This window comes from Micromonospora inyonensis, from assembly GCF_900091415.1.
Taxonomy (GTDB): Bacteria; Actinomycetota; Actinomycetes; order Mycobacteriales; family Micromonosporaceae; genus Micromonospora; species Micromonospora inyonensis.
The window spans coordinates 320,319-345,776 of record NZ_FMHU01000001.1 but is presented as its reverse complement, the minus strand read 5'-3'; the positions used below and the strand labels follow the sequence as shown (position 1 = coordinate 345,776).

Here is a 25,458-nt window from a genome sequence, read left to right as displayed (position 1 = left end):
TGTCGAGCGCCGCTTCGTGGCCCGCCGCCACGTCGACTACGGTCGCGTCCGCAGTGCCATCTGTCCGGCCCACTGACGACGCCCGACTCATTCGTCTCGGGCGCGCATCCGCGCCGGCTCCCCGACACCGTTGTCTCTTCGCCCGGTATTCCGGGCTGGCCGGCGCGTCCCGCGCTCGCACCGACGCGATCACCAGACAACGGAGGACGCCGCGATGGCCGTCAACAGCACCCCGGACCGGCCCGAGCGCCCGGTGGCGACCGCCGCCCGGGCCCCCCGCCGACCCCGGGGTGAGGGGCAGTGGGCGCTCGGGCACCGGGAGCCGCTCAACCCGAACGAGCGGATGAAGAAGGACGACGACCCGCTCAACGTCCGCGCCCGGATCGAGAACATCTACGCGCACGGGGGCTTCGCCTCGATCGACCCGCAGGACCTGCGTGGCCGGTTCCGCTGGTGGGGCCTCTACACCCAGCGCAAGGCCGGGATCGACGGTGGGCGGACCGCCGTGCTGGAGCCGCACGAGCTGGAGGACGAGTTCTTCATGCTCCGGGTGCGGGTCGACGGTGGGCAGCTCAGCCTGGCGCAGCTGCGGGTGGTCGCCGACATCTCCCGGGAGTTCGCCCGGGACACCGCCGACATCACCGACCGGCAGAACATCCAGTACCACTGGATCCGGGTCGAGGACATGCCGGAGATCTGGCGGCGGCTGGAGTCGGTCGGCCTCCAGACCACCGAGGCGTGCGGGGACTGCCCCCGGATCGTGCTCGGCAGTCCGGTCGCCGGCGTGGCGAGGGACGAACTGGTCGACCCGACCCCGGCGATCGACGAGATCGTCCGGCGGTACGTCGGCGACAAGCAGTACTCCAACCTGCCCCGCAAGTTCAAGTCCTCGATCTCCTGGCTGGTTGACACCCCGTACGAGGCGAACGACATCGCCTTCCTCGGGGTGGACCACCCCGACCACGGCCCCGGGTTCGACGTCTGGGTCGGTGGCGGGCTCGCCACCAATCCCATGCTCGCCAAGCGGCTCGGGGCGTGGGTGCCGTTGGCCGAGGTCCCCGACGTGTGGGCCGGGGTGGTGGGCATCTTCCGTGACTACGGCTACCGCCGGTTGCGCAACCGGGCCCGGTTGAAGTTCCTGGTCGCCGACTGGGGCGTGGAGAAGTTCCGCGAGGTGCTGGAGAAGGAGTACCTGGGCCGGGCGCTGCTGGACGGTCCGGCCCCGGAGCTGCCGTCCCGCCCGATCGACCACGTCGGGGTGCACGAGCAGGCCGACGGGCGGTACTACGTCGGGGCGGCCCCGGTCGTCGGGCGGGTCTCCGGCACCCAGCTCGCCCGGCTCGCCGACGTGGTCGCCGCGCACGGCAGCGACCGGGTGCGCCTCACCCCGTACCAGAAGCTGCTGGTGCTGGACGTCGCGCCGGAGCGGACCGACTCGCTGGTGGCGGCGTTGCGCGGCATCGGTCTGGAGGCCCGGCCGTCGGCGTGGCGGCGCGGCACGATGGCCTGTACCGGCATCGAGTACTGCAAGCTCGCGATCGTCGAGACCAAGGCCCGGGGCGAGGAGCTGGTGGCCCGGCTGGAGGAGCGGTTGCGTGAGTTCGACGCGGACATCTCCATCCACATCAACGGCTGCCCGAACGCCTGCGCCCGGACGCAGGTCGCCGACATCGGCCTGAAGGGCCAGCTCGTGGTCGGCCCGGACGGCCGCCAGGTCGAGGGCTTCCAGGTGCACCTGGGCGGCGGGCTCGGCATGGCCCACGGCCAGACCGCCGGCTTCGGCCGCAAGCTGCGCGGCCTGAAGACCACGGCCGAGGAACTGCCCGGGTACGTGGAACGGGTGGCCCGGCGCTACCTCGCCAGCCGCACCGAGGGGGAGAGGTTCGCCAACTGGGTGATCCGGGTCGACGAGGAGGAACTCCGGTGAACGAGCGATTCGACGTGGGATCCCGTCGCGGTGGGGGGACACGATGAGCGATACCCGTTCGGTGCCGCTGTACTGCCCGTACTGCGGCGAGGAGGATCTACGCCCGAGCGAGGCCGGCCACGGCGTGTGGGAGTGCCACGCCTGCGTCCGGGTCTTCACGGTGAAGTTCAACGGGCTGCTCTCCCGAGCGGCTTCCCGGCCGACGGTGGGTACGGCTTCCCGGCCGGCACCCGACGCGGCCGCCCGGCCGGCGGTCGACGGGACGGTGCCGCGATGAGCGGCCTGGTGTCGGCGGCTGGGTTCGGGCTGGTCGGTCCCGGCCGCCCCGACCCGGCCGAGCCGGACCGGCGTAGCCCGGACGAGCTGCGGGAGCTGGCCACCCGGGCCGGACGGGACCTCGAGGGCGCTGGGGCCCTGGAGATCGCCCGCTGGGCGGCGGAGACCTTCGGCGACCGGTTCTGCGTCACCAGTTCGATGGCGGACGCCGTCCTGGCCCACCTGGTCTCCCGGGTCGCGCCCGGCGTCGACGTGGTCTTCCTGGACACCGGCCTGCACTTCCCGGAGACCCTGCGGATCCGCGACGAGGTGGCCCGCACGCTGCCGGTGAACGTCCGCTCGATCCGTCCCCGGCTGACCGTGGGCCAGCAGGACGGCGAGTACGGGCCCCGGCTGTTCAACAAGTCGCCGGACGACTGCTGCCAGCTGCGCAAGGTCGAACCGTTGGAGCGGGCGCTGTCCGGGTACGACGCCTGGGCGGCCGGGCTGCGCCGGGACGAGTCGCCGACCCGGGCGAACACCCCGGTGGTCGGATTCGACGAGCGGCGCGGCAAGGTGAAGGTCAACCCCATCGCGGCCTGGACCCAGGCGGACGTGGACGCCTACGTCGCCCGGCACCGGGTGCCGGTGAACGACCTGTTCCGGCAGGGCTACGGCTCGATCGGGTGCTGGCCCTGCACCCGGCGGACGAAGGCGGGGGAGGACCCCCGCGCCGGCCGTTGGGCGATGTTCGAGAAGACCGAGTGCGGACTGCACGTCTGACCCCCGGAACACCGGCGCGGCCTCCCGCGGCCGGTCCGGCGGCGGTGGCCGGGGTCGATCCGGTCGTCCTGGTCGCCCATGGCAGCCGGGATCCCCGCGCCGCCGCCGCGACCCGGGCGTTGGCCGGGGCGGTCGCCGCCGCCCGTCCCGGTTCGGTGGTCCTGCCGAGCTGGTTGGACCACACCGAGCCCACGCTGGTCGAGGTGCTGCGGGGACTGGCCGCCGCCGGTCATCCCCGGGCGGTCCTGGTGCCGTTGCTGTTGACCGCCGCCTACCACCGGCGGGTGGACGTGCCGGCGGCGGTGGCGGAGGCGGGCGCCGCCGGACCCCCGATGGCGGTACGGGTGACCGACGTGCTCGGTCCGGTCGGGGCGGTGGTGGACGACACACTGTTGGCCGGGCTGCGGCAGCGACTGGCCGAGGCGGAACCGGACCGGTTCGACGCGCTGGTGCTGGCGGCGGCGGGCACCCGGGACGTGCGGGCCCGTGCCTCGGTGGGACGGGTGGCCGTCGCGCTCGGGGAGAGCTACGGGGTGCCCTGCCGGGTCGCGTACGCCTCGGCCGCCGCGCCGTCCACCGGTGCGGCGGTGGCCCGGTTCCGGGCGGCGGGGGCCGGACGGGTGGCGGTGTCGGCGTACTTCCTGGCACCGGGGCTGTTCCACGACGCCGTGACGGCGGCGGCCCGGGAGGCCGGCGCCGTCGCGGTCTCCGCCCCGCTCGGCGACACTCCCGACCTGGTCCGCCTGCTCCTGAGCCGCGTCACCCCGGGGGAGAAAGGCGAACGCCCCGCCAGCGGGCTGGCGGGGCGTTCGGTGGTGTGTGGTCAGGCGGAGTGAGCGCGCAGCACCCGGAGACCGCCGCGACGCTTCACGGCGCGACGCTCCTCCTCGCTCATTCCGCCCCAGACGCCGGCGTCCTGACCGGACTCCAGTGCCCACTTCAGGCACTCGTCGGTCACGGAGCACCGCCGGCAGACGGCCTTGGCCTGCTCGACCTGCAGCAGAGCCGGCCCGGACGTCCCGATCGGGAAGAACAGCTCCGGGTCCTCGTCGCGGCAGGCAGCATGGTGGCGCCAGTCCATGGCGGCAACACTCCTCATTCTGAGATGGGTGGCAGTTCTTGCTTTTCCGTTTTCCTATTCGCATCCGCAGTGCCGATGGTGACGGTTCGCGTTCGTCGAATCAGCATTGCGTGAGCAGGCCGTTAGCCCTGGGGCAGCGAGGAACAGCTCATCATGCCGAGCTTATCCGCGCAATGTCCCGGTAACTCAAGTCCGCTTGTGAATACTTTCACGAACAACTGGAATGTCAAGGGTGACGCTCCGAAAAACTTCTCGGCGGTGAGCAAGCTCACGACCTATTTGCCCGGTTTCCAGGGCTGGCCCCACCGCGCCGCCCCGTAGCCGAGGATCAATATAGTACAGCCCGCACGACATTGCAGGCATATCTGGCGCGTCGCCCTCCGGCGCGTCACCCGCCGCGCCAACCGAGGGTGGTACCCCAGACTCAGCAGATTACTCTCAGTGCGGCCGGTACGGATGTGAATCTAACTTTCTCCCGCTCTCCAAGGTAGTCCCCGTCGAGTTGGAACGCCTGCGGTCGGCTAGCGACCAAGGTGAACTCGGCCACGTCGTGAAGGCGGAGTACCTGTCGTCCACGGGGGTCCGGGTGCCGGGAGAACATCTGGGTGACCGTACGTGACGTGCTCGCCACCCTTAGCTGACGAAGCGCCATCACGTCAAGGCCGAGGTCGAATGATGCGTCCGGGTTGGGGTTGATTTCCCGATCACCGAGGTACGTCCAAGGGGCCGTGTTCTGGATGATGGCCGTCGCCAACTCGCCTTCCGACTCCTCTCCCGGACGCTCCAACCGGATCATCGGATGCCGTCGGTCGGAGCCGAGGAAGTACTGATTCACCGCAGCGCGAAGATATAGCGACGGAGTGGAAACACGGCCCCGCTTCCGTGCCATTTCCACGCGATGCACGACCGCCGCGTCGAGCCCGAAGCCGGCGCAGAAGGTGAAGTAGCGGTCGTCGGCGCGGCCCAACCCGATCGTCCGGGAGCGACCCAGTCGGAGCCCTTCCAGGATCATGCTGGTGCCGTCGGGCCATTCCCGGGGCAGACCCAGTGCCCGCGCGAAGACGTTCGTCGAGCCGCCGGGCACCGTGGCGAGCGCGGGCAGCCGGTCCGCCGACGTGCCGCCGGTGACCGTCGGCGGCTCGGCGGTCATCAAGCCGTTCACCACCTCGTTGACCGTGCCGTCACCACCGAGGGTGACGACCAGGTCGACGCCCTCCTCGGCCGCCTCCCGCGCGAGGTCGGTGGCGTGCCCACGGCGACGGGTGTACCGCACCGCGAGGTCCACCTCACTGCGCAGCGCCCGGACCAGCACGTCCCGGCTGCGCTCGCTCGTGGTGGTGGCCTTCGGGTTGACTACCAGGACGGCCCGCATGCGCGGACTGTACCGCGATCCCGCGCGGGTATCGTGTCGCCGTGACGATCGACTCCGCCCCGGTGCCCACCACACTGAGTACGGCGGTCCGCCTGCTGAGGGGAGAGGCGGTCGCCCTCGGGCTGGTCGCGGTCTGGCTGGTCTACGAGAACCTGACCTCGGACGCGGTCGACCTTGCCTCGGCGGTGCTCATCACCGTCTTCGCGGCCGGCGGCGCGCTCACGCTCTGGGCGGTCGGCGCCGCCCTCGCGCGCCGCCGGGCCGGTGCCCGCGCCCCGGCGATCGTGCTTCAGCTCATGCTCCTGCCGATCGGTTGGTACATGATCCAGGGCGGGCTGGGTTGGCTCGGGGTGCCGCTGATGGCGCTCGGCGCGGGCGTGTGCGCGCTCCTGGTCGCCCCGGCCACCACCCGGGCACTCGGCCTGCTGGACTGACGCCGTCCGGGGGCCGGGCACGGCCCGACGGGGACGGCGGTCGGACGAAGCGGGCGACGGCCCACGGTGCGGTCGAGAAACGGGTGACGCCCCCGGCGGCGTCAGTGCGCGGCGCGGCGGGTGAGCAGCGAGATGGTGGCCCGGCCGTCGGCGGCGGTCGCGGCGGCCGACGTGGTCAGCGCGGTGAGCACCTTCCAGGCGAAGGAGGACTCGGCCGGCAGCTTCGCGCCCCGGACCGTCGGCACGGTCACCTCGACGGTCAGCGCGTCCTCGGTGACCGTGAAGGAACACTCCAGCTCGGCGTCGCGGGTGGTGATCGCGAGCAGCATGGCGCAGGCCTCGTCGACCGCGATCCGCAGGTCCTCGATCTCGTCGAGGGCGAACTGGAGACGCGCGGCGAGGCCCGCGGTCGCGGTCCGCAGCACGCTGAGGTAGCCGCCGTCCGCGGGCACGGTCAGGTGTACGACGTCCTCGTCAGCCGTCGTCCGCCCGGTCAGTTGAGTCACGCTCATCCCCCCGGTCGCGGACTCTACCCGGTCGGACCGGATGCCGCTTCGTCAACGGTGGCCTGTGCCGCCAGCCGCCGCAGCGCCGCCCCGTCCAGCCGGTACGGCACCCAGTCGTCGATGGTGCGGGCGTCGATCGCCCGGTAGAAGCCGGCGGCGGGATTCCAGTCGAGCATCATCCACTCCAGCCGCCGGTAGCCCCGTTCGAGGCAGAGCGCGGCGAGGGCCGCCAGCAGCAGCCGTCCCGCCCCGGTGCCGCGGGCGGCTGGCCGGACGTAGAGGTCCTCCAGGTGGATGCCGTGGGTTCCCTCCCAGGTGGAGAAGGTGAGGAACCAGAGGGCGAACCCGACCGGCTGGTCGGTGGCGTCGACCGCCACGTGACCGAAGAGGGCCGGTGCCGGGCCGAACAGCGCCGCCTCGAGCTGCCCGGCGGTGAGGTGACAGCGGTCGGCGGCCCGCTCGTAGTCGGCCAGCTCGTGCACCATGGCGACGACGGCCGGTACGTCCCCGGGACGTACCGGCCGGATCGTCGGTGCGGTGACGCCGAGGGTCACGCCTGCTTGGTCTCCCAGAAGATCTTGGAGATCTCGTCGATCTTCTGGAGCAGCTCGTCGGCCTTGGCGGGGTCGATGGTGCCCTTGGCGCCGTTGGCACCGGCCAGCTTGGTGGCCTCGTTGAACAGCGTGTGCAGGTTCGGGTACTTCTCGAAGTGCGCGGGCTTGAAGTAGTCCGTCCACAGCACCCACAGGTGGTGCTTGACCAGCTCGGAGCGCTGCTCCTTGATGATCAGGGCGCGGGTGCGGAACTCCGGGTCGGTGTTCGCCTGGTACTTCTCGCAGATCGCCTTGACCGACTCGGCCTCGATCCGGGCCTGCGCCGGGTCGTAGACGCCGCACGGCAGGTCGCAGTGGGCGCTGACGGTCACGCGCGGCGTGAAGATGCGGGGAAGACGCATCGGGATCCTCCATGGGACGTTTGCGATGATCCGACATGACATTACTCCTGGAGTTGCTCCCCGACGGTGCGGAGGTGAAACCCGGTGACCGCTGGTGGCGGCGGTACGCCCCGGCCGCGCGGGCCGCTGGCCGCCGTGCTGGTGGCCGGGCCCTCCATGGTCCCGACGTTGCGGCACGGGGACGCGCTGCTGGTCCGGACCGGTGGTCGCGCCGTGCGTGCGGGTGACATCGTCGTCGCGGTCTTCCGCAGCCGGCCGGACCTGCTCGTGGTCAAGCGCGCGGTCCGCCCGGCGGACGGCGGCTGGTGGGTACGCGGTGACAACGAGTTCGTCACCGACGACTCCCGCGTCCACGGCGTGGCCGACGTGTGGGGACGGGTGGTGGCGCGCTACTGGCCGCGACCTCGGCGATTCAGTGAGCGGCTGTTATGACCCTACTCACATTCGAGTTTCATGCCGGACACTATGCTCGGGCAGTGCCCGGGTGACCCCCGCACCGCGCGCCGCCCGCTGCCGCTGACCACGTGGCCCGGCTGGCCGGTCCATCTGCTCGACAGATCTTGGAGTCACCATGTCATCGCCTTCTGCGGATCCCGCTGATCCCGTCTTCCGGCTGCACGTCGGCGGCAAGATGGCCGTCACCTCGACGGTGCCGCTGACCAGCCGCGAGGATCTCTCCCTCGCCTACACCCCGGGCGTCGCCCGAGTCTGTGAGGCCATCGCCGCCGACCCCGCCCTGGTGGACGAGTACACCTGGGTGTCGCACACCGTCGCGGTGGTCACCGACGGCTCCGCCGTGCTCGGCCTGGGCAACATCGGCCCCCGCGCCGCGATGCCGGTCATGGAGGGCAAGGCGGTGCTGTTCAAGCAGTTCGGCGGCGTGGACGCTGTGCCGATCTGCCTGGACACCCAGGACGTGGACGAGATCGTCACGGCGGTGACGGCGCTCGCCCCGTCGTTCGGTGGGATCAACCTGGAGGACATCAGCGCGCCGCGCTGCTTCGAGATCGAGCGCCGCCTCGACGAGGCCCTCGGCATCCCGGTCTTCCACGACGACCAGCACGGCACCGCCATCGTCGTGCTCGCCGCCCTGCGCAACGCGTCCCGGCTGCTCAACCGCAAGCTCGGTGACCTGCGGGTCGCGGTCAGCGGTGCCGGCGCGGCCGGGATCGCGGTGACCAAGATGCTGATCGCCGGGGGCGTCGACCCGGACGAGGTGGTGGTCTGCGACTCGCGGGGCATCATCGGCCGGGACCGCACCGACCTCACCGCGACCAAGGCCGAACTGGCCGCCATCACCAACGCCGCCGGGCGGCGCGGGGACATGACCGAGGCGCTGCGTGACGCCGACGTCCTGATCGGGGTTTCCGGCGGTCAGATCCCGGAGGCGGCGGTGGCCGGGATGGCCTCGGGTGGCATCGTCTTCGCCCTGGCCAACCCCAGCCCGGAGGTGCACCCCGAGGTGGCCGCCCGGCACGTCGCGGTGGTCGCCACCGGGCGCAGCGACTACCCCAACCAGATCAACAACGTGCTCGCCTTCCCCGGCGTGTTCCGGGGCGCGCTGGACGCCCGGGCCACCCGGATCACCGAGAACATGAAGGTGGCGGCGGCCGACGCGATCGCCGGGGTGGTCAGCGAGACGTTGACCGCGGACGCGATCGTGCCCTCGCCGCTCGACCCCCGGGTCGCCCCGGCCGTTGCCGAGGCGGTCGCGGAGGCGGCCCGCGCGGACGGCGTCGCCCGCGCCTGAACCGTCGGAACTCCGAAAAGGGGCCCACCCGCCGCCCGCCGGCCCGGGGCCCCTTTTCTGGCAGAGCCGGACGGGACGGACGAAGCATCGCCCCGGCGTGGACACGGCGCAGCGGCGTGGTGGCCGAGGGTCACCTCCTTCGGGGGCTGCGCCGCTGCCGTCATCCTTGTTACCGTGCCGACCATGCGTGCCGCCTTCGCCTCCCGTTTCGACGACGCCGACCCGCTCGCCGCGCTGACCGTGGGAGAGCGGCCCGAGCCGACCCCCTGGGACGACGACTGGGTGACCGTCCAGGTCCTGGCCAGCTCGCTCAACCACCACGACCTCTGGTCGCTGCGCGGCGTCGGCCTGGGCGCGGACCGCCTGCCGATGATCCTCGGCTGCGACGCGGTGGGCGTCGACCCGGACGGCAACGAGGTCGTCGTCTACCCGGTGATCGCCGACAAGGGCGACCCGCGCGGCATCTCCCTCCTCTCCGAGCACGCCCAGGGCACCCTCGCCGAGCGGGTGGCCGTGCCCCGGTCGAACCTGCTGCCGCTGCCCGCTGGGCTCTCCGCCACCGACGCCGCCTGCCTGCCCACCGCCTGGCTCACCGCCTGGCGGATGCTCACCACCGTCGGGCGGGTCGACGAGGGCGACGCGGTGCTCGTGCAGGGCGCCGGTGGTGGGGTCGCCACGGCGGCCGTGGCGCTCGCCCTGGCGATGGGAAAGCGGGTCTACGCGGCCAGCCGGGACGCGGCCAAGCGGGAGCGGATCGCCGCGCTGGGCGCGACCGCCGTGGAGCCGGGAGCCCGGCTGCCGGAGCGGGTCGACGTGGTCATCGAGACGGTCGGCGCGGCCACCTTCGACCACTCCCTGAAGTCGGCCGCGCCGATGGCCCGGATCGTCGTCTCCGGTGCGACCGCCGGGCACGAGCCGAAGGTCAACCTGCGCCGGATCTTCGCCATGCAGTTGCAGATCCTCGGCACCTCGATGGGCACCCCGGAGGACATGGCGCAGCTGCTCGCCTTCTGCGCCGGACACGGGGTGCGCCCGGTCGTCGACAGCGTGCACCCGTTCAGCCAGGTCGAGGAGGCGTTCGCCCGGCTGCACTCCGGTGACGTCTTCGGCAAGGTCGTCGTCGACCACACCCGCTGATCCGGCGGCGTCCCGCACCACGACGGTCGCGGGGCGTCCGCGCGCAGCGGCGGGTACGCGCGCCCCGGCGACGGCTCAGAGCCGGTTGTCGAGGGTGGCGAGACCGCCCCGTGCCGCGTCGGCCGGCAGCCGGCGCTTGGCCGTGTCGTCGCCGTAGAGGCTCCAGCGCAGGAACTCGACGGTGGTGTCCGCGACGACCCGCAGGGACGCGCCGTCGGCGAGCAGGGCCCGCCCGTGGTCTCCCCGGGGCAGGCTCAGCATCGCCTTGGGCCAGGGAACCCGGTCGTAGGCCGCCCTGCCGGCGGAGTAGTCGACCACTTCGTCGAGTTCACCGTGCACGAAGAGCTGCGGGGCGGCGGTTCCGGCGAAGGCGCTGCCCACGCCGAGTGCGGTGCCGGCGAGGACCACCCCGGAGCCGAGCCGCTCGTCCCGGCCCAGGGTGAACAGGCCGATGGTGGTCACCCCGCCGGCGGAGTGCCCGGCGGCGGCCACCCGGTCGGTGGCCAGTCGCCCGCGCAGCGGGTCGCCGGCCCGCCCGTCCAGGGCCAGGACCTCGGTGAGCACGTACGACACGTCGGCCGGCTGGTTGAGCACGTCGAGCGGGTTGACCTGGGCGGCGCCACGGCTGGTGTTCGGGAACGTCGGAGCGGCCACCACGAAGCCCGCCGCCGCCCACCGGGTGAGCAGGGCGGCGTAGTCGGCTGGCCGGGCGCTGAGGCCGTGGCTGAACACCACCACCGGGAAGCGGCCCCCGGCGGCGGGTGCCGACCGTTTCGCCGTGCCGCCGGACTCGCCCCGGGCCGGGTACCAGAGCGTCACCGGCAGGGGCCGGTCGCCGTCCCGGTTGAGCGTGAGCTGGCGTACGCCGATCGCGAACGCCTTCTCCGGCGCCCGCCCCCGGGGGGCCTCCGCGGCGGGCGTGGCGGTCGTCGACGGTTCGGCCGCCGGGGACCAGGTGGCCGGGGCGGCGTCGGTCGAGCACGCGGCGAGTCCCAGGGTGAGCAGCGTGGTGGCGACGAGCGCGGGGGTACGGCGGCGGGACATGTCCTCGATTGTGCCTCGCCTCCCGGCTCGGCCGGACGGCTCAGTGGGGGATGCCGAGGCGGTCCTCGAAGCTGGTCACCCCGGCCAGCCGCGCGCCCGCCGCGATCCGTCGTCCGGCCGCCGGGTCGTCGTAGAGCCGCCAGCGCAGCAGGTCGGTGGTGGCGGCGAGGACCTGTGCGAATCCGGGCCGGTCAGGGGTCAGGTACTCGCCGTGCCCCTGGCCGGGCAGGGTGAGGAACGCCCGGGGCCAGTCCGTGCGGTCGTATCCGGCCCGGCCGACGTGCCACGGCACGATCTGGTCGGCTCCGCCGTGCACGAAGAGCAGGGCGGCCGGCGGTCCGGCGAAGCTGCCCGCCATGCCCCCGGCGGCGATGATGACGCCTGCCCGCAGTCGTGCCGGGTGACCCGAGGTGAACATGCCGGCGGTGGTGAACCCGCCGGCCGAGTGTCCGGCAGCGGCGACCCGGCCGGTCTCCAGGTGACCGGCGAGCAGGTCGCCGGGGGTGCCGTCCAACCGGATGACGTGTCGGACCACACGCCAGGCGTCCGCCGGCTGGTTGCGGACGTCGGCGCGGTTGAACCGGGCCGAGCGGAGGTTGGTGTTCGGGTAGGTGGGCGCGGCCACCACGAAGCCCGCCGCCGCCCACCGGGTGGTCAACGCGGCGTGCAGTGCGGGCACGCTGCGCAGCCCGTGGCTGTACAGCACCACCGGGAACCGACCCGGCGCGGCCGACCGGCCGGCTGCCGGGTACCAGACGGTCACCGGCAGCGGGCGGGCCGACCCGGGCTCGACGGTCAGCGTCCGCACGCCGACGGCGTACGCCTCCCGGGGTGCCGGGCGGGGCGGTGGGGCGGTACCAGGCGCGGCGGTGGCCGTGCCGCAGCCGGCCAGCAGCACCGTCAGCAGCAGCGCGGCGAGCAGGCGAGGGGGTTTCATGTCCTGACGGTAGGTGCCCCCGAGGCGGTGCGCTCCCGCCTTCCGGATCGGGTGCGCCCGCCACCCGGCCGATCCGTTTCCGCCACCCGGCCGGGAGGCGTTCCGGGGAGACCGTCGACGGACGCGGGCGTGCGGGTGCGCCGGCTCACCACGGGTTGCGCGGCTTCGCTACCCTCGTCGGCATGGCTGACGACTCCGTCGACCCGGGTGGGACCATCGAGTCGTATCGTGCCTTCGTGCCCGCTCCGGAGCTGGCCAGCCCGACCGGCCCGCCGGTGCCCGAGTCGTCGAAGCCGTCGCTGATCGGTGCGGTGGTGGTGGCCGCGCTGCTGCTCGCCCTGGCCTTCTGGATCGCCCTGAGCTGACCCGCGCGGGTCAGCCGGCGGCGACCACCGCGCGGGCCGCCCGGGCGATCTCCCGTTCCTCGTCCGTGCCGACCACGCAGACCGTGACCTCGGAGCCGTCCGGGGAGATCACCCGGTCCTCCCCGCCGCCGGTGGCGTTGCGCGCCGGGTCGACGCTGATCCCCAGCCGTTCCAGCCCGGCCAGCGCGGCGGCGCGGACCGGCGCGGCGTGCTCGCCCACCCCGGCGGTGAAGGTGATCGCGTCGACCCGCCCGAGCAGGGCGTAGTACGCCCCCACGTAGCCGGTGATCCGTCGGCAGTACACGTCGAAGGCGAGCGTCGCCGCCGGGTCGCCGTCGGCGCGGCGGGCCAGCACCTCCCGCATGTCGTTCGCCCCGGCCAGTCCACGCAGGCCACTGCGGTGGTTGAGCAGGTCGTCGAGCGCGTCCACCCCGAAGCCGGCCTCGCGGTGCAGGTGGAAGAGGATCGCCGGGTCGAGGTCACCGCTGCGGGTGCCCATCACCAGGCCCTCCAGCGGCGACATCCCCATCGAGGTGGCGACGCTGCGTCCACCGGCCACCGCGCAGGCGCTCGCCCCGTTCCCGAGGTGCAGGGTGATGGTGTTGGTCTCCCCGTACGCCCGGCCGAGCAGCTCGGCGGTACGCCGGGAGACGTACGCGTGCGAGGTGCCGTGGAAGCCGTACCGCCGGACGCCGTACCGCCGGGCGGTCTCCCGGTCCACGGCGTAGGTGGCGGCGGCCTCGGGCAGGGTGTGGTGGAACGCGGTGTCGAAGACCGCGACCTGCGGGGTGTCCGGCAGCAGCTTCCGGGTCACCTCGATGCCGGCCAGGTTCGCCGGGTTGTGCAGCGGCGCGAGCGGGAACAGGTCGCGGATGGCGGTGAGCACCCCGTCGTCGACCCGCACCGGCTCGGTGAAGCGCTGGCCGCCGTGCACCACCCGGTGCCCGACCGCGACCAGGTCGGTCAGGTCCAGCCCGGCGAGGATCTCCCGGACCGCGCCGGAGTGGTCCGCCGGGCCCCCGCCCGGCTCGCCGATCCGCTCGACGGTGCCCCTGGCGTCCACCGTGTCGCCAGCGTAGAGGCGGTACTTGACCGAGGACGAACCGCAGTTGAGCACCAGCACCCGGTCGGTCACGACGGCTCCCCGGCGGCCTGGATGGCGGTGATCGCCACGGTGTTGACGATGTCGGCGACGCCTGCGCCCCGGGACAGGTCGTTGACCGGCCGGCGGAGACCCTGCATCACCGGGCCGACCGCGACCGCGCCGGCCGAGCGCTGCACCGCCTTGTACGTGTTGTTGCCGGTGTTCAGGTCCGGGAAGATGAAGACCGTGGCCCGCCCGGCGACCGGGCTCTCCGGCAGCTTGGTGGCGGCCACCTGGGGGTCGATCGCCGCGTCGTACTGGATCGGCCCCTCGACCAGGAGGTCCGGCCGGCGCTCCCGGACCAGTTTCGTGGCCGCCGCGACCTTCTCCACGTCCGCGCCCGCCCCGGAGCTGCCGGTGGAGTAGGACAGCATGGCGACGCGGGGTTCGATGCCGAACCGGGCGGCGGTGTCGGCCGAGGAGATCGCGATGTCGGCGAGCTGGGCGGCGTCCGGGTCGGGGTTGACCGCGCAGTCGCCGTAGACCAGCACCCGGTCGGCGAGCAGCATGAAGAAGACACTGGAGGCCACCGAGACCCCCGGCACGTTCCGGATGATCTCGAAGGCCGGGCGGATGGTGGCGGCGGTGGTGTGCGTCGCCCCGGAGACCATGCCGTCGGCGTGCCCGGTCTGCACCATCATCGTGCCGAAGTAGTTCGGCTGCGCCATGATGTCGTGCGCCAGTTCGACCGTCATGCCCCGGTGCCGGCGCAGGTCGGCGTAGCGCTCGGCGAACTCGTCCCGCCACTCGCTGGTGACCGGGTCGACCACCTGCGCGTCGCCGATGTCGATGCCCAGCTCGCGGGTGCGCCGGGCGATGTCGTCGGGGCGGCCCAGGAGGGTCAGCGCGGCCACGCCCCGGCGCAGCAGCACCTCCGCCGCCCGGAGGATCCGCTCCTCGGTGCCCTCGGGCAGCACCAGCCGCCGCTGCCGCGAGCGGGCCCGGTCGATCAGGTCGTACTCGAACATCAGCGGGGTGACCCGCTCGGAGCGGCTGACCTCCAGCCGGCGGGCCAGGTCGACGGTGTCCACGCAGCTCTCGAACGCGCCGAGCGCGGCCTCCACCTTGCGCGGGTGGGCCGGGCTGGGCCGTCCCTCGATCCGGTTCGACGCGGAGATCGTGTCGTAGCTGTCGCTCGGCACCGACAGCACCGCGAGGCCGGTGTTCATCCGCTCGACCAGCCGCATCGCCCGGGGGTCGGGCCGCTCGCCGAGGGTCAGCACCAGCCCGGCCAGCGAGACCTGCCCGGCCACGTGCGCGGCGCTCGCCGCCACCAGCAGGTCGTCCCGGTCCCCGGGGGTGATCACCAGGCAGCCGTCGGTCAGGTGCTCCAGCAGGGTCGGCACGTGCGCCGCGCCGACCACGTAGTCGAGCACGTCCCGGCCGAGCGTGGCGTCGTCCCCGGTGAGCAGGGTGGCGCCGAGCGCCGCCGCCACCTCGGCCACCGTCGGCGCCGACACGGTCGGCACCTCCGGGATGGCGTACGCCGGCACGGGCAGGTCCGGCAGCGTCATCGGCCCGGACACCCGGTTGGCGATCACCGCCAGCACCGTCGCGCCCAGGTCCGCCAGATCGTGGTACGCCCCACGCGCCGCCGCCGCCACCGCCTCCGGCTCCTGCCCGAAGCCGTCCACGACGGGCACCACCACGCTGCCGAACTCGGTGGCCAGCCGGGCGTTGAAGGCCAGCGCGCGGGGGTTGCCCGGGTCACCGGTGTCGTCGAGGTCGCTGCCCACCACCACCATCGCCGGGCAGCGCCGCTCCACCGCGCGGTACCGCTCGACGATCCGGCTGACCAGTTCCTCCCGCCTGCCGTCCCCGACCAGCCGGGCCGCCTCCGCGTACGTGGTGCCGTGCAGATCCGCCACCGGCGGTTCGATGCGGTACCGGTCGCCGAGCAGGGCGAGGATCGGGTCGGGCGTGGAGCCGGCGACCAGCGGCCGGAACGCGCCGATCCGCTCGACCTGACGGGAGAGGAGTTCGGCGAGACCGAGCGCGATGGTCGACTTGCCACCGCCCGAGCCCACGCTGGTGAGGTAGACACTGCGCGCCACGCCCTCACGCTACAAGATCGCACTCGGGCCCGCCCGGGTCCTTGGTCCCGGGCCGGGGCTCAGGACACGGCCGGCTCGGCCGGGCGGGGCGTCTCCTCCCGGGGCGGGTGGGCGGCCCGGAAGATCGCGTCGCTGCGGGCCAGCCACGCCGCGCCGAAGGCGAACACCGCGACCGCCTCGCACCACAGCACCGGCCGGAGCGTGTCGCGGACGTCGTCGGGCAGGACGTTGCTGGCCACGGCGAGCACGATCGCCGCGATGATCACGTACCCGCAGGTGCGGTAGAACCCGTTGCCGGGCACCGGGTCGGGGCGGACCGTCGGGTCGGTCCGGGTGAACAGGACCAGGCAGAAGACGGCGAGCAGCAGGAACAGCACGGCCGCGCAGACCTGGTGCACCACGCCGACGACGCGCTCGGTGCCGCTCGGGTCGCCAGGCGCGGTCGGGAAGAGCGCCACCCCGATCGCCAGCACCCCGGCGATCGTGCTGATCAGGTCGTCGGGCCGCCGGTGCCGGTAGCTGATCAGGAACACACCGATCGCGCACATGCTGCCGACGAAGACGTCCCGCATCGGGCTGTGGTAATACCCGCTGAGCGAGTCGAGCAGCGCGGGGCGGCCGGTGACGAGGGCGTATCCGGCGGTCAGCACGATCGGTAGGGCGATGCCGACGGCACCGACGCTGACCCGGAGCCGGCGTACGGTCACCGCGTCCTGGGGTGGCTTGGGGGTTTCGGGGCTCATGTCCGCCTCCCTGGGCCGGGCGGCGTACGGTCCGGCCGGACGAACCGGACCGTGGACGCTGCCTCCCAGTGCACCCGACGGTGACGCTGGGTGTCAATGACCCCGTCCGGTGGACGTCAGTCGTCGTCCTCGTCGTCGAGCCGGGCCAGCCACGTGGCGAACCGCTCGATCGGCGTCTCGAACTCCGGGTTCAGGTCGACGAAGTCGCGCAGCCGCTCGCCCAGCCACTCGACCGACACGGTCTCCTCTCCGCGCCGCTCAACCAGCTCCTCGATACCTCGGTCGGTGAAGTACATGTGCTCTCCTCGAACATGCCGCTGGGGCAGGCCCGGCCGGTGTCGGCGGACACTGCCCCAGCGTGGGACGGGATCAGGGACGGGGCAGGGCCGCTTCGATGAGCGCGGTCTGCTCGACGTCGTGCATCTTCGCCGAGCCGACGGCCGGAGCCGCCGCGGCGGGCCGGGAGATCCGACGCAGCCGGACGTCGTCCAGGTGCTCCAGGAGGTTGAGCGCGACGAAGCTCCAGGCACCCTGGTTGGCCGGCTCCTCCTGCACCCAGGCGAAGTCCTCGGCGTTCGGGTACGCGGCCAGGGCCGCCCGGATCTCCTCCACCGGCAGCGGGTAGAGCTGCTCGATTCGGATGATCGCGGTGTCCGTGACGCCCCGCTCGGCGCGGGCCTGGAACAGGTCGTAGTAGACCTTGCCCGAGCAGAGCATCACCCGCTTCACCTGCTCCGGCGCCGGCGCGGCACCGTCGGGCAGCACCGGCTGGAAGGTGCCCGAGGTGAACTCCTCCACCTGCGAGATGCAGAGCTTGTGCCGCAGTAGCGACTTCGGCGTGAAGACCACCAGCGGCTTGCGCTTCGGCGACAGCGCCTGGCGGCGCAGCAGGTGGAAGTAGTTCGCCGGGGTGGTCGGAATGGCCACCCGCATGTTGTCCTCGGCGCACATCTGGAGGAACCGCTCCGGGCGGCCGGAGGTGTGGTCCGGGCCTTGGCCCTCGTGGCCGTGCGGCAGCAGCAGGGTGACCGCGGAACGCTGGCCCCACTTCACCTCGCCGGAGGAGATGAACTCGTCGATCACCGACTGGGCACCGTTGACGAAGTCACCGAACTGGGCCTCCCAGCAGACCAGCGCGTTGACGTTCTCCACCGAGTAGCCGTACTCGAAGCCCATCGTGGCGTACTCGCTGAGCAGCGAGTCGTGCACGAAGAAGCGGGATCGCTCGCCGTCGGCGGTGAGCGACTTCAGGGGAAGGTAGTCGTCGCCGGTCTTCGCGTCGACGACCGCCGCGTGCCGCTGCACGAAGGTGCCCCGGCGGGAGTCCTGGCCGGCGAGCCGGACGGTGACCCCGTCGTGCAGCAGCGCGCCGAAGGCGACGATCTCGCCGAAGCCCCAGTCGATGCCGCCCTCGACGGACATCTTCGCCCGCCGGTCGAGCAGTTGCTGGATCCGCTTGTGCGGGGTGAAGCCCTCGGGGAGGTTGACGTGCGCGTCCCCGACCGCCTTGACCACGGCGGCGTCGGTGGCGGTCTGCACCTGCGGCTCCGGCTCGTCCTCGCGGCGCGGCCGGGCGTGCTGCTTCGGGGTCGACGCGGCGTCCCGGGTGGCCTTGAAGACCCGCTCCAGCTGGGCCTGGTAGTCGCGGAGCAGCTCCTCCGCGTCCTCCACGGTGATGTCGCCCCGACCGATCAGCTCCTCGGTGTAGAGCTTCCGCACCGAGCGCTTCGGGTCAATGATCTTGTACATCTGGGGGTTGGACATCGACGGGTCGTCGCCCTCGTTGTGCCCGCGCCGCCGGTAGCAGACCATGTCGATGACGACGTCCTTGTTGAACGCCTGGCGGTACTCGAAGGCCAGCCGGGCGACCCGGACCACGGCCTCGGGGTCGTCGCCGTTGACGTGGAAGATCGGCGCCTGGATCATCCGGGCCACGTCGGTGCTGTAGAGGCTCGACCGCGAGTACTCCGGGGCGGTGGTGAAGCCGACCTGGTTGTTGACCACCACGTGCACGGTGCCACCGGTGCGGTAGCCGCGCAGCTGGGAGAGGTTGAGCGTCTCGGCGACCACACCCTGGCCGGCGAAGGCGGCGTCACCGTGCACCGCCAGCGGCAGCACGGTGTAGCCCTCCAGCTTCAGGTCGATCCGGTCCTGCTTGGCCCGGACGATGCCCTCCAGCACCGGGTCGACCGCCTCCAGGTGCGACGGGTTCGCCACCACCGAGACCTTGACCGAGTGTTCGCCGTCCGGGGTGGTGAACTTGCCGTTCTGGCCGAGGTGGTACTTGACGTCACCGGAGCCCTGGGTCGAGCGCGGGTCGAGGTGCCCCTCGAACTCCGAGAAGATCTTCTCGTACGGCTTGCCGACGATGTTGGCCAGCACGTTCAGCCGGCCCCGGTGGGCCATGCCGATGACGACCTCGTCCAGGCCCGCCTCGGCGGAGGACTCCAGCACCTCGCCGAGGAGCGGGATCAGCGACTCGCCGCCCTCCAGCGAGAAGCGCTTCTGCCCGACGTACTTGGTCTGGAGGAAGGTCTCGAACGCCTCGGCCGCGTTGAGCCGGTTGAGTACGTGCTTCTGCTCGTCGGCGGTCGGCTTCTCGTACTGGCGCTCGATCCGCTCCTGGATCCAGCGCCGCTCCTCCGGGTCCTGGATGTGCATGTACTCCACGCCGACCCGGCGGCAGTAGGAGTCCCGCAGCACGCCGAGGATCTCGCGCAGCTTCATCCGCTGCCGGCCGGCGAAGCCGTTGACCGGGAACTCGCGGTCCAGGTCCCACAGGGTCAGCCCGTGCTGGAGCACGTCCAGGTCGGGGTGCTTGCGGATCTTGAACTCCAGCGGGTCGGTGTCGGCCATCAGGTGGCCGCGCACCCGGTACGCGTGGATCAACTCGTGCACGCGGGCGGTCTTGTTGATCTGGCCCTCGTTGTTCACCGCGACGTCGCGCACCCAGCGCACCGGCTCGTACGGAATGCGCAGCGAGGTGAAGATCTGGTCGTAGAAGCCGTGCTCGCCCAGCAGCAGCTCGTGCATGACCTTGAGGAACTCGCCGGACTGCGCGCCCTGGATGATCCGGTGGTCGTACGTGCTGGTCAGCGTGATGACCTTGCTGACCGCCAGCTCGGCCAGGGTGACCTCGCTCATGCCCTGGTACGGCGCCGGGTACTCCATCGCGCCGACGCCGATGATCGCGCTCTGCCCGGTCATCAGTCGCGGCATCGAGTGCACCGTGCCGATGCCGCCCGGGTTGGTCAGCGAGATCGTGGTGCCGGCGTAGTCGTCCATGGTCAGCTCGTTGCGGCGGGCGCGCCGGACCACGTCCTCGTACGCCTGCCAGAACTGCCGGAAGTCCATCTGCTCGCAGGCCTTGATGGAGGGGACCACCAGGTTGCGGGTGCCGTCCGGCTTGGTCAGGTCGATCGCGATGCCGAGGTTGACGTGCTCGGGCGTGACCATCGCCGGCTTGCCGTCGACCTCGGCGAAGGAGTTGTTCATCTCCGGGTGCTGGACCAGCGCCCGGACCATCGCGTACCCGATCAGGTGCGTGAAGCTGACCTTGCCACCCCGGCCCCGGGCCAGGTGGTTGTTGATCACGATGCGGTTGTCCACCAGGAGCTTCGCCGGCACGGCCCGGACGCTCGTCGCGGTCGGCACGTTCAGCGAGGCGTCCATGTTCTGGACGATGCGCGCGGCCACGCCGCGCAGCGGGGTGGTGCGGGGGCCACCCGGCGACGGTGCGGCGGCGGCCTTGGCGGGCGCGGCCTTGGTGGCCGGCTTGGCCGGGGCGGCCTTCTCCGGGGCGGGCCTGGCCGGAGCCGGCGCGGCGGCGGCCTTCGCCTGCGGCGCGGCCGTCCGGCCGTTCTCCGGCTGCCCGGCGGCCGGGCGGTCACCGTCGGGCTGGGCGACGGCGGCGGCGGGTTCCTGCTGCCCGGCCGGCTCCGCCGTGGCGGCGGGCGGCGTCTTCTTCGGCGCCGTCGCCGGGGTGCCGGCGCCCGGACCGGGTCGGTAGTCGGCGAAGAAGTCGTGCCAGGCCGAATCGACGCTGTTGGGATCGGCGAGGTAGCGCTGGTACATCTCCTCGACGATCCACTCGTTAGGGCCGAAACCCGCCAGTGGGTTCTCCTGCGAAGTCTGCTGGGTCGACACGGCCGGTAATCGCCTCTTTCACGCGGGTTGGTGTCTCGCGGCGTCCGCGGGCAGTCCCCCAGCGGACGGACGGCTCCCAGGCTACGCCGTGCGGGTGCCGGACGCATTTCCGCCTCCGGCCCGTGTTGCGTTTCACAGAAGATGCCAGAAATTCACCAACTGGCGCGTACGGCGTCGCCTCCTTGCTAGGCGGTCTCCCCAGGTGGGGGCGGCACGACGTGCCACCCCCACCCGTTCCGCCAGCGACCCGGCGTCAGGAGATGTCCCGACGACGGGTGATCAGGATGCCGGCCAGGCCGGAGACGATCGCGTACGCGACCAGCACCAGTGCGCCCGTCCACCACGGCGGCAGCATCGGCGAGTCGATGCCGCTGATCATGACCGAAGAGGCGATCGCCGGCCAGACCACCTGCCACTCCAGGATGGCCTCGGAGTCCAGCAGGTTGGACAGGAGCAGGAAGAGCAGCCCCACGACCTGGGTGCCGACCAGGTAGACCACCGAGGCGGTGATCACCGCACCGAGCTGGTTGGTGATCAGCGTGCCGAGCCCCACGCCGAGGATCGTCCAGATCGCGTACGCCAGCAGGTTGAGCAGCAGGGCCCGGTGGACCTCCCACTCGCCGAGCTGGGTGCCGAAGTCGTTGACGGACATGAAGATCACGCCAGCGGCCAGGGCGATCACGGTGGTGACCAGCCAGAACACGAAGCCCATCAGGGACGCCGCGATCAGCTTGCTCGCGATCACCGAGGTGCGTCGGGGCGTGCAGAGGAAGGTGGTGGTGGCCGTCTGGTGGAAGAACTCGTTGGTCACCATCAGGATGCCGATCAGCATCACCAGGAGCAGGCCGAAGAACTGCCCCGAGGTGTAGAGGTTCGCCGCCTGTCCGGCCGCGTCGGCCTGGGCCGCCGCCTCCTCCGGGGAGATGCCGAGGTCGGCCGGGTCCCCGGTGAGCGAGACGTGGGTGATCCAGGCGTTGAACGCGAACGCGATCGCCGTCGCGACGAAGGCCCCGATCGCCAGCAGCCACCAGGTGCTGGTGGTCCGGATCTTGAGCAGTTCGGAGCGGACCAGGTTCATCATCGGATGTCCGCCTTTCCGGCCGTCAGGTCCAGGAAGACCCGTTCCAGGTCGGGTCGTTCCGGGGTCAGTTCGTGCAGTTCGATCCCGGCGGCCAGCGCGGCCCGACCGACCGCCGCCGCGTCCACCCCGGTGACCAGGAGCGCGCCGTGCTCGTCCGGCTCGACGGTGGCGGAGAGCTCAGCCAGCGCCGAGACCAGCGCCTCGGACTGCGGGGTCCGTACCCGCACCCGCGCACCCTGGGTCATCGACCCGAGGACCTCCTCGACCGGCCCCTGCCGCACCAGCCGACCGGCGGCGATGATCACCACGTCGTCGGCGAGCAGCTGCATCTCGGAGAGCAGGTGGCTGGAGACCAGCACCGTCTTCCCCTGGTGGGCCAGGCCCTTGAGGAAGCCCCGCATCCAGCGGATCCCCTCCGGGTCGAGGCCGTTCGCCGGCTCGTCCAGGACCAGCACCCGTGGGTCGCCCAGCATCGCCGCGGCGATGCCGAGCCGCTGCTTCATGCCGAGCGAGTAGCCCTTGAACTTGCGCTTCGCCGCCGGTGTCAGGCCGACCATGGCCAGCGCCTCGTCGGCCCGCTGCATCGGCAGGCCGGCCGCCGCGCAGATCACCCGGAGGTGGTTGACCCCGGTACGCCCCTTGTGGGCGCTGGACGCCTCCAGGACCGCCCCGACGTGCCGGAGCGGTTGCGCCAGGTCGGCGTAGCGCGCCCCGCTGATGGTGGCCGTCCCCGAGGTCGGGGTGACCAGGTTCAGCAGCATCCGCAACGTGGTGGTCTTACCCGCCCCGTTCGGCCCGAGGAAGCCGGTGACTCTCCCCGGCTGCACGGTGAACGACAGGTTGTCGACCGCTCGCACGGTGCGGTACTGCTTGGTCAGGCCGGACACCACGATCCGACCCTGGTCGGCGGGGCTCCGCTGCCCGTCAGACATCTTTCTCCTCCCCTGGCGCCGAGAAGCGCCGTCACACAGCGTGACGGCTGGGCCGGTCCAGGTCAATAACGCTGCGCTCCGAGATGCGTCTCCACCTCAGGCAGGAGCGGGTCCTACCGGAGAACGAGAACATCACCCTCGGTGTCCGTCAGGTCACCGTGGCGATCCAGGTGGCGCGGGCGTGGGCCAGGAGGGTGCCGTCGGGGGCGTACAGGCTGGAGTGCACCAGCGCCTTGCGTCCCTCTCCGCCGGTCGCCGCACCGGTCACCACGCACTCGTCGCCCGGTCGGGGCAGCGCCACCACGCGCACCGCGATCCGGCCGAGCACGTACGGGCGGCCGGGGGCGATCACCGCCCAGCCACCGGGGCAGTCCAGCGCCGCCCAGACGGTCTCCGGGCGGACCTCGGCCGGCACCCGGAACGGGGCCGCCGTCCGGCCGTCGGGGAGCCGGCCGGGGAAGATCCGCAGACCGTCGGCGTGCTCCGGGCCGCAGACGTAGCAGCCGGGGAAGGGGTGACCGGTGAAGCCGGGATAGTCGGCGGAGGCGGTCCGCGCGGTGGTCAGGTCCACCGCCGGCACGGTCGGGGCGAACTCCGCCACCCGCGCCACCTGGGCGACCACGGTCCCGTCCGGGTCGTGGACCTCGTGCCGGCCGGGCTGGTCGGCGGAGGGCACCGCGCGCAGCGGCACCCCCAGCGGCGGAGGCCGGCGCAGGGTCACCTCGACCGCCCCCGGGGTGCCGACAACGGCTCCGGCGTCCCCGCCGACCGCGGTGGCGAAGACCCCGGCGCTCCAGCCGCCGTTGCCGGAGCCGGGTGGCCCGTTGTAACGCGCCTCGATGATCATCCGGTAGGTCCTCCGTCGCCACCGCCCGGCGGCGGTGCCGGGCCAGAAGGGCAGCCTGCCACGTCCCCGGGCCCGCCGACAGGCCACCGTCGGCGCCAGGCGTTCACCGGATCGACACCCGCCGACCCGGTACCCGGCAACCCCGGTCGCCTACACAGTGCTCATGGCCGTTCCGCACCCCGCTGGCACCCCCTTGACGACCAGCCGATACACCCTGCACATCGCCGACGACCCGGCCGAGGTGGCGGCCGCCCAGCGGCTGCGGCACGAGGTGTTCGGCACCGAACTCGGTGCCACCCTGCGCCCCGGCACCGCCGGTCTGGACGCCGACGACCTCGACCCCTGGTGCGACCACCTGATCGTCCGGCAGGAGCGGACCGGGGCGGTGGTCGGCACGTACCGGCTGCTGCCGCCGGGTCGCACCGACCGCCGGTACGCCGAGCAGGAGTTCGACCTGACCGCCCTCGACCCGCTCCGCGACGACCTGGTCGAGGTGGGCCGCTCCTGCGTGCACCCGGACCACCGCTCCGGTGCGGTGATCAACCTGATGTGGGCCGGCATCGCCCGCTACCTGCACCTGCGGGGACGCCGCTGGCTGGGCGGCTGCGCCTCGGTGCCGGTGGCCGACGGCGGGCGTACCGCCGCCGGGGTGTGGGAGCGGGTGCGGGCCGGGCACCTCGCGCCTCCGCTCCTGCGGGTCCGGCCGCACCGCCCCTGGTTCGCCGAGGCGGCTGCCCAGCCGTCGACGCCCGCCGCTGAAGGCCCGGCGACCGTCGCGCCCGATCCCGGGACCGCCGCCCGCCCGGGGCCGGCGACCGACGACACCGGGCGGACGGAGCTGCCGCCCCTGCTGCGCGGGTACCTGCGGCTGGGCGCGTGGGTCTGTGGCGAGCCCGCCTACGACCCGGACTTCGCGGTGGCCGACTTCTACGTGCTGCTCAGCCTGGACCGGATGAACCCGCGCTACCTGCGGCACTTCCTCGGCGAGCCGGCGACCGCCCCGGCCGTGTCCCGCAGGGCCGGGGCGACGGCGTGAGCACCGTCGGGTACGACCTGTGGCGTCCGCTCTCCGCGTGTGGCGCGGACTGCCTGCCGGTCGACGGTCACCTGCCGGCCGTACCGGTCGGCCGGCGGGCGACCCGGCTGCTGGCCGTACTCGGAATGCTGCTGGCCGGAGCCGCGCTGGCCGGCGCGCTGCCGCTGCTGCCCGCGCCCGCCCGACGGGCCGCGTGCCGGGTCTGGGCGCGTGGCACGGCGCGGGCGTTCGGCGTGCGGCTGGTGGTCCGGGGCCGGCCGCCGCGTGGCCGGGCACTGCTGGTCGCCAACCACGTCTCCTGGCTGGACGTGGTGGCGCTGCTCGCGGTCGCCCCGGCCCGGATGCTGGCCAAGCGGGAGGTGCGGGCCTGGCCCCTGGTCGGCCTGCTCGCCCGGGGAGCCGGCACGGTCTTCGTCGACCGCTCGCGCCCCCGGGCGCTGCCGGCGACCGTGCGCCGGGTGGCCGACCTGCTCCGCTCGGGCCGGCAGGTCGCGGTCTACCCGGAGGGGACCACCTGGTGCGGTACGGTCGACCCGGTCCACGTCCGGCCCCGGCCGGGTTTCCGGCCGGCCGTGTTCCAGGCGGCGGTCGACACCGGCGCGCTGGTCGTGCCGGTCCGGATCGGCTACCGCTGCGCCTCGACCGGCGTCGACACCACCGCCCCGGCCTTCCTCGGCGAGGAGAACCTCTGGCGCTCGGTACGGCGGGTGCTCGCCACCCGGGACCTGGTGGTGTCGGTGACCGTCGGCGCGGCGCTGCACCCCGCGCCCGGGGCGGACCGGCGTGGCCTGGCCCGGACGGCGGAGTCCGCGCTACGGCTGATGCCGGTGTGGAAGAGTGGTACCTGAGTCCGGTTTGACCGGGCCGCCGGGGCTTTCAGGTTTTTTGCAGCAAGCGTCCAGCCCGGGCGCAGCGGCGTCGCGGATGAT

26 protein-coding genes are annotated in these 25,458 nt (G+C 72.8%); 11 read left to right on the top strand and 15 right to left on the bottom strand.

Features of this window, described 5'->3' with window-relative positions; genetic code table 11:
• The first annotated feature begins 214 nt into the window (after window positions 1-214).
• The 4 genes from GA0074694_RS01315 to GA0074694_RS01300 are packed head-to-tail and all read left to right on the top strand — an operon-like array spanning window position 215 to window position 3,801.
• The gene (locus GA0074694_RS01315; RefSeq protein ID WP_091451167.1) at window positions 215-1,927 is read left to right on the top strand and encodes a nitrite/sulfite reductase; all 1,713 of its coding nucleotides are present in this window, start codon (window positions 215-217) and stop codon (window positions 1,925-1,927) included.
• Window positions 1,928-1,970: 43 nt separating this feature from the next.
• Window positions 1,971-2,204 carry a hypothetical protein gene (locus GA0074694_RS01310; protein ID WP_091451164.1) on the top strand — a complete coding sequence of 78 codons (234 nt, stop codon included), beginning with the start codon at window positions 1,971-1,973 and terminating at the stop codon, window positions 2,202-2,204.
• Window positions 2,201-2,965 (top strand): phosphoadenylyl-sulfate reductase, encoded by a 765-nt coding sequence (locus GA0074694_RS01305; RefSeq protein ID WP_091451158.1) that lies wholly within the window; start codon window positions 2,201-2,203, stop codon window positions 2,963-2,965. Before GA0074694_RS01310 ends, GA0074694_RS01305 begins: the two co-directional genes overlap by 4 nt.
• Before the next feature lie 44 nt (window positions 2,966-3,009).
• The gene (locus GA0074694_RS01300; protein ID WP_245714701.1) at window positions 3,010-3,801 is read left to right on the top strand and encodes a sirohydrochlorin chelatase; all 792 of its coding nucleotides are present in this window, start codon (window positions 3,010-3,012) and stop codon (window positions 3,799-3,801) included.
• Here GA0074694_RS01300 and GA0074694_RS01295 read toward each other — a convergent pair.
• Together GA0074694_RS01295 and GA0074694_RS01290 are read right to left on the bottom strand one after the other, a co-directional pair.
• Window positions 3,789-4,046: a WhiB family transcriptional regulator gene (locus tag GA0074694_RS01295; protein ID WP_088982262.1), complete on the bottom strand. Its 258-nt coding sequence runs from the start codon at window positions 4,044-4,046 to the stop codon at window positions 3,789-3,791. The two genes, GA0074694_RS01300 and GA0074694_RS01295, sit on opposite strands and share 13 nt — an antisense overlap.
• A 424-nt stretch (window positions 4,047-4,470) precedes the next feature.
• Entirely contained in the window at window positions 4,471-5,418 is a 948-nt protein-coding gene (locus GA0074694_RS01290; RefSeq protein WP_091451149.1) for a diacylglycerol/lipid kinase family protein, read from the bottom strand.
• A 41-nt stretch (window positions 5,419-5,459) separates the two neighbouring features.
• Here GA0074694_RS01290 and GA0074694_RS01285 point away from each other — a divergent pair, with 41 nt between their 5' ends.
• Window positions 5,460-5,852, top strand: coding sequence for a hypothetical protein (locus tag GA0074694_RS01285; RefSeq protein WP_091451144.1), 393 nt, complete (start codon window positions 5,460-5,462; stop codon window positions 5,850-5,852).
• Between the two features lie 101 nt (window positions 5,853-5,953).
• On the opposite strand, the gene GA0074694_RS01280 is transcribed toward GA0074694_RS01285, so the two are convergent.
• The 3 genes from GA0074694_RS01280 to sodN all read right to left on the bottom strand — a co-directional run bounded on the left by GA0074694_RS01280 (window position 5,954) and on the right by sodN (window position 7,313).
• Complete coding sequence (locus tag GA0074694_RS01280) at window positions 5,954-6,364, bottom strand: ATP-binding protein (protein ID WP_425413573.1); 411 nt, start codon at window positions 6,362-6,364, stop codon at window positions 5,954-5,956.
• 17 nt (window positions 6,365-6,381) lie between these two features.
• A complete protein-coding gene (locus GA0074694_RS01275; protein WP_091458473.1) occupies window positions 6,382-6,843 on the bottom strand; it encodes a GNAT family N-acetyltransferase in 462 nt (153 codons plus the stop codon).
• Between the two features lie 65 nt (window positions 6,844-6,908).
• On the bottom strand, window positions 6,909-7,313 hold the full coding sequence (sodN, locus tag GA0074694_RS01270) for a superoxide dismutase, Ni (protein ID WP_091451141.1): 405 nt from the start codon (window positions 7,311-7,313) through the stop codon (window positions 6,909-6,911).
• An 84-nt stretch (window positions 7,314-7,397) separates the two neighbouring features.
• Between sodN and GA0074694_RS01265 the strand changes: the two genes are divergently transcribed.
• The 3 genes from GA0074694_RS01265 (at window position 7,398) to GA0074694_RS01255 (ending at window position 10,200) form a co-directional block, all read left to right on the top strand.
• A complete protein-coding gene (locus GA0074694_RS01265; RefSeq protein ID WP_245714498.1) occupies window positions 7,398-7,745 on the top strand; it encodes a S24/S26 family peptidase in 348 nt (115 codons plus the stop codon).
• A 139-nt stretch (window positions 7,746-7,884) separates the two neighbouring features.
• The gene (locus tag GA0074694_RS01260; protein ID WP_091451138.1) at window positions 7,885-9,063 is read left to right on the top strand and encodes an NAD(P)-dependent malic enzyme; all 1,179 of its coding nucleotides are present in this window, start codon (window positions 7,885-7,887) and stop codon (window positions 9,061-9,063) included.
• Window positions 9,064-9,237: 174 nt separating this feature from the next.
• Entirely contained in the window at window positions 9,238-10,200 is a 963-nt protein-coding gene (locus tag GA0074694_RS01255) for a zinc-binding dehydrogenase (protein WP_176737745.1), read from the top strand.
• 75 nt (window positions 10,201-10,275) lie between these two features.
• Here the strand turns inward: GA0074694_RS01255 and GA0074694_RS01250 are convergent, their stop codons facing one another.
• Window positions 10,276-11,244, bottom strand: coding sequence for an alpha/beta hydrolase family protein (locus GA0074694_RS01250; RefSeq protein ID WP_091451131.1), 969 nt, complete (start codon window positions 11,242-11,244; stop codon window positions 10,276-10,278).
• 40 nt (window positions 11,245-11,284) lie between these two features.
• Window positions 11,285-12,181, bottom strand: a complete 897-nt coding sequence (locus GA0074694_RS01245; RefSeq protein ID WP_091451129.1) for an alpha/beta hydrolase family protein — start codon at window positions 12,179-12,181, stop codon at window positions 11,285-11,287.
• Window positions 12,182-12,363: 182 nt separating this feature from the next.
• Here GA0074694_RS01245 and GA0074694_RS01240 point away from each other — a divergent pair, with 182 nt between their 5' ends.
• On the top strand, window positions 12,364-12,546 hold the full coding sequence (locus tag GA0074694_RS01240; protein WP_141713942.1) for a hypothetical protein: 183 nt from the start codon (window positions 12,364-12,366) through the stop codon (window positions 12,544-12,546).
• A 10-nt stretch (window positions 12,547-12,556) separates the two neighbouring features.
• Here the strand turns inward: GA0074694_RS01240 and GA0074694_RS01235 are convergent, their stop codons facing one another.
• From GA0074694_RS01235 to GA0074694_RS01200, 8 genes are all read right to left on the bottom strand, one after another.
• Window positions 12,557-13,681 (bottom strand): acetate/propionate family kinase, encoded by a 1,125-nt coding sequence (locus GA0074694_RS01235; protein ID WP_091451121.1) that lies wholly within the window; start codon window positions 13,679-13,681, stop codon window positions 12,557-12,559.
• Window positions 13,678-15,744 carry a phosphate acetyltransferase gene (pta, locus tag GA0074694_RS01230; protein ID WP_091451117.1) on the bottom strand — a complete coding sequence of 689 codons (2,067 nt, stop codon included), beginning with the start codon at window positions 15,742-15,744 and terminating at the stop codon, window positions 13,678-13,680. Before pta ends, GA0074694_RS01235 begins: the two co-directional genes overlap by 4 nt.
• 59 nt (window positions 15,745-15,803) lie before the next feature.
• Window positions 15,804-16,487, bottom strand: a complete 684-nt coding sequence (locus tag GA0074694_RS01225; RefSeq protein ID WP_176737744.1) for a DUF998 domain-containing protein — start codon at window positions 16,485-16,487, stop codon at window positions 15,804-15,806.
• 116 nt (window positions 16,488-16,603) lie between these two features.
• On the bottom strand, window positions 16,604-16,783 hold the full coding sequence (locus GA0074694_RS01220) for a DUF6104 family protein (protein ID WP_091451114.1): 180 nt from the start codon (window positions 16,781-16,783) through the stop codon (window positions 16,604-16,606).
• 73 nt (window positions 16,784-16,856) lie between these two features.
• A complete protein-coding gene (locus GA0074694_RS01215) occupies window positions 16,857-20,633 on the bottom strand; it encodes a multifunctional oxoglutarate decarboxylase/oxoglutarate dehydrogenase thiamine pyrophosphate-binding subunit/dihydrolipoyllysine-residue succinyltransferase subunit (protein WP_091451111.1) in 3,777 nt (1,258 codons plus the stop codon).
• A 253-nt stretch (window positions 20,634-20,886) separates the two neighbouring features.
• Entirely contained in the window at window positions 20,887-21,714 is an 828-nt protein-coding gene (locus tag GA0074694_RS01210) for an ABC transporter permease (protein ID WP_091451109.1), read from the bottom strand.
• Window positions 21,711-22,646 carry an ABC transporter ATP-binding protein gene (locus tag GA0074694_RS01205; RefSeq protein WP_091451106.1) on the bottom strand — a complete coding sequence of 312 codons (936 nt, stop codon included), beginning with the start codon at window positions 22,644-22,646 and terminating at the stop codon, window positions 21,711-21,713. The genes GA0074694_RS01210 and GA0074694_RS01205 overlap by 4 nt, the downstream gene beginning before the upstream one ends.
• 148 nt (window positions 22,647-22,794) lie before the next feature.
• Window positions 22,795-23,493 carry a hotdog family protein gene (locus tag GA0074694_RS01200; protein ID WP_091451103.1) on the bottom strand — a complete coding sequence of 233 codons (699 nt, stop codon included), beginning with the start codon at window positions 23,491-23,493 and terminating at the stop codon, window positions 22,795-22,797.
• Window positions 23,494-23,656: 163 nt separating this feature from the next.
• Here GA0074694_RS01200 and GA0074694_RS01195 point away from each other — a divergent pair, with 163 nt between their 5' ends.
• Together GA0074694_RS01195 and GA0074694_RS01190 are read left to right on the top strand one after the other, a co-directional pair.
• Window positions 23,657-24,529 (top strand): GNAT family N-acetyltransferase, encoded by an 873-nt coding sequence (locus GA0074694_RS01195; protein ID WP_091458469.1) that lies wholly within the window; start codon window positions 23,657-23,659, stop codon window positions 24,527-24,529.
• Window positions 24,526-25,377, top strand: a complete 852-nt coding sequence (locus GA0074694_RS01190) for a lysophospholipid acyltransferase family protein (protein WP_091451100.1) — start codon at window positions 24,526-24,528, stop codon at window positions 25,375-25,377. Before GA0074694_RS01195 ends, GA0074694_RS01190 begins: the two co-directional genes overlap by 4 nt.
• Window positions 25,378-25,458 lie beyond the last annotated feature (81 nt).

Excerpts from the sequence above, each read along its gene's own strand:
- GA0074694_RS01315 (WP_091451167.1), top strand. The coding sequence starts at position 215 with ATGGCCGTCAACAGCACCCCGGACCGGCCCGAGCGCCCGGTGGCGACC.
- GA0074694_RS01310 (WP_091451164.1), top strand. The coding sequence starts at position 1,971 with ATGAGCGATACCCGTTCGGTGCCGCTGTACTGCCCGTACTGCGGCGAG.
- GA0074694_RS01305 (WP_091451158.1), top strand. The coding sequence starts at position 2,201 with ATGAGCGGCCTGGTGTCGGCGGCTGGGTTCGGGCTGGTCGGTCCCGGC.
- GA0074694_RS01295 (WP_088982262.1), bottom strand. The coding sequence starts at position 4,046 with ATGGACTGGCGCCACCATGCTGCCTGCCGCGACGAGGACCCGGAGCTG.
- GA0074694_RS01290 (WP_091451149.1), bottom strand. The coding sequence starts at position 5,418 with ATGCGGGCCGTCCTGGTAGTCAACCCGAAGGCCACCACCACGAGCGAG.
- GA0074694_RS01280 (WP_425413573.1), bottom strand. The coding sequence starts at position 6,364 with ATGAGCGTGACTCAACTGACCGGGCGGACGACGGCTGACGAGGACGTC.
- GA0074694_RS01275 (WP_091458473.1), bottom strand. The coding sequence starts at position 6,843 with ATGGTGCACGAGCTGGCCGACTACGAGCGGGCCGCCGACCGCTGTCAC.
- sodN (WP_091451141.1), bottom strand. The coding sequence starts at position 7,313 with ATGCGTCTTCCCCGCATCTTCACGCCGCGCGTGACCGTCAGCGCCCAC.
- GA0074694_RS01260 (WP_091451138.1), top strand. The coding sequence starts at position 7,885 with ATGTCATCGCCTTCTGCGGATCCCGCTGATCCCGTCTTCCGGCTGCAC.
- GA0074694_RS01250 (WP_091451131.1), bottom strand. The coding sequence starts at position 11,244 with ATGTCCCGCCGCCGTACCCCCGCGCTCGTCGCCACCACGCTGCTCACC.
- GA0074694_RS01245 (WP_091451129.1), bottom strand. The coding sequence starts at position 12,181 with ATGAAACCCCCTCGCCTGCTCGCCGCGCTGCTGCTGACGGTGCTGCTG.
- GA0074694_RS01240 (WP_141713942.1), top strand. The coding sequence starts at position 12,364 with ATGGCTGACGACTCCGTCGACCCGGGTGGGACCATCGAGTCGTATCGT.
- GA0074694_RS01225 (WP_176737744.1), bottom strand. The coding sequence starts at position 16,487 with ATGAGCCCCGAAACCCCCAAGCCACCCCAGGACGCGGTGACCGTACGC.
- GA0074694_RS01220 (WP_091451114.1), bottom strand. The coding sequence starts at position 16,783 with ATGTACTTCACCGACCGAGGTATCGAGGAGCTGGTTGAGCGGCGCGGA.
- GA0074694_RS01210 (WP_091451109.1), bottom strand. The coding sequence starts at position 21,714 with ATGATGAACCTGGTCCGCTCCGAACTGCTCAAGATCCGGACCACCAGC.
- GA0074694_RS01205 (WP_091451106.1), bottom strand. The coding sequence starts at position 22,646 with ATGTCTGACGGGCAGCGGAGCCCCGCCGACCAGGGTCGGATCGTGGTG.
- GA0074694_RS01200 (WP_091451103.1), bottom strand. The coding sequence starts at position 23,493 with ATGATCATCGAGGCGCGTTACAACGGGCCACCCGGCTCCGGCAACGGC.
- GA0074694_RS01195 (WP_091458469.1), top strand. The coding sequence starts at position 23,657 with ATGGCCGTTCCGCACCCCGCTGGCACCCCCTTGACGACCAGCCGATAC.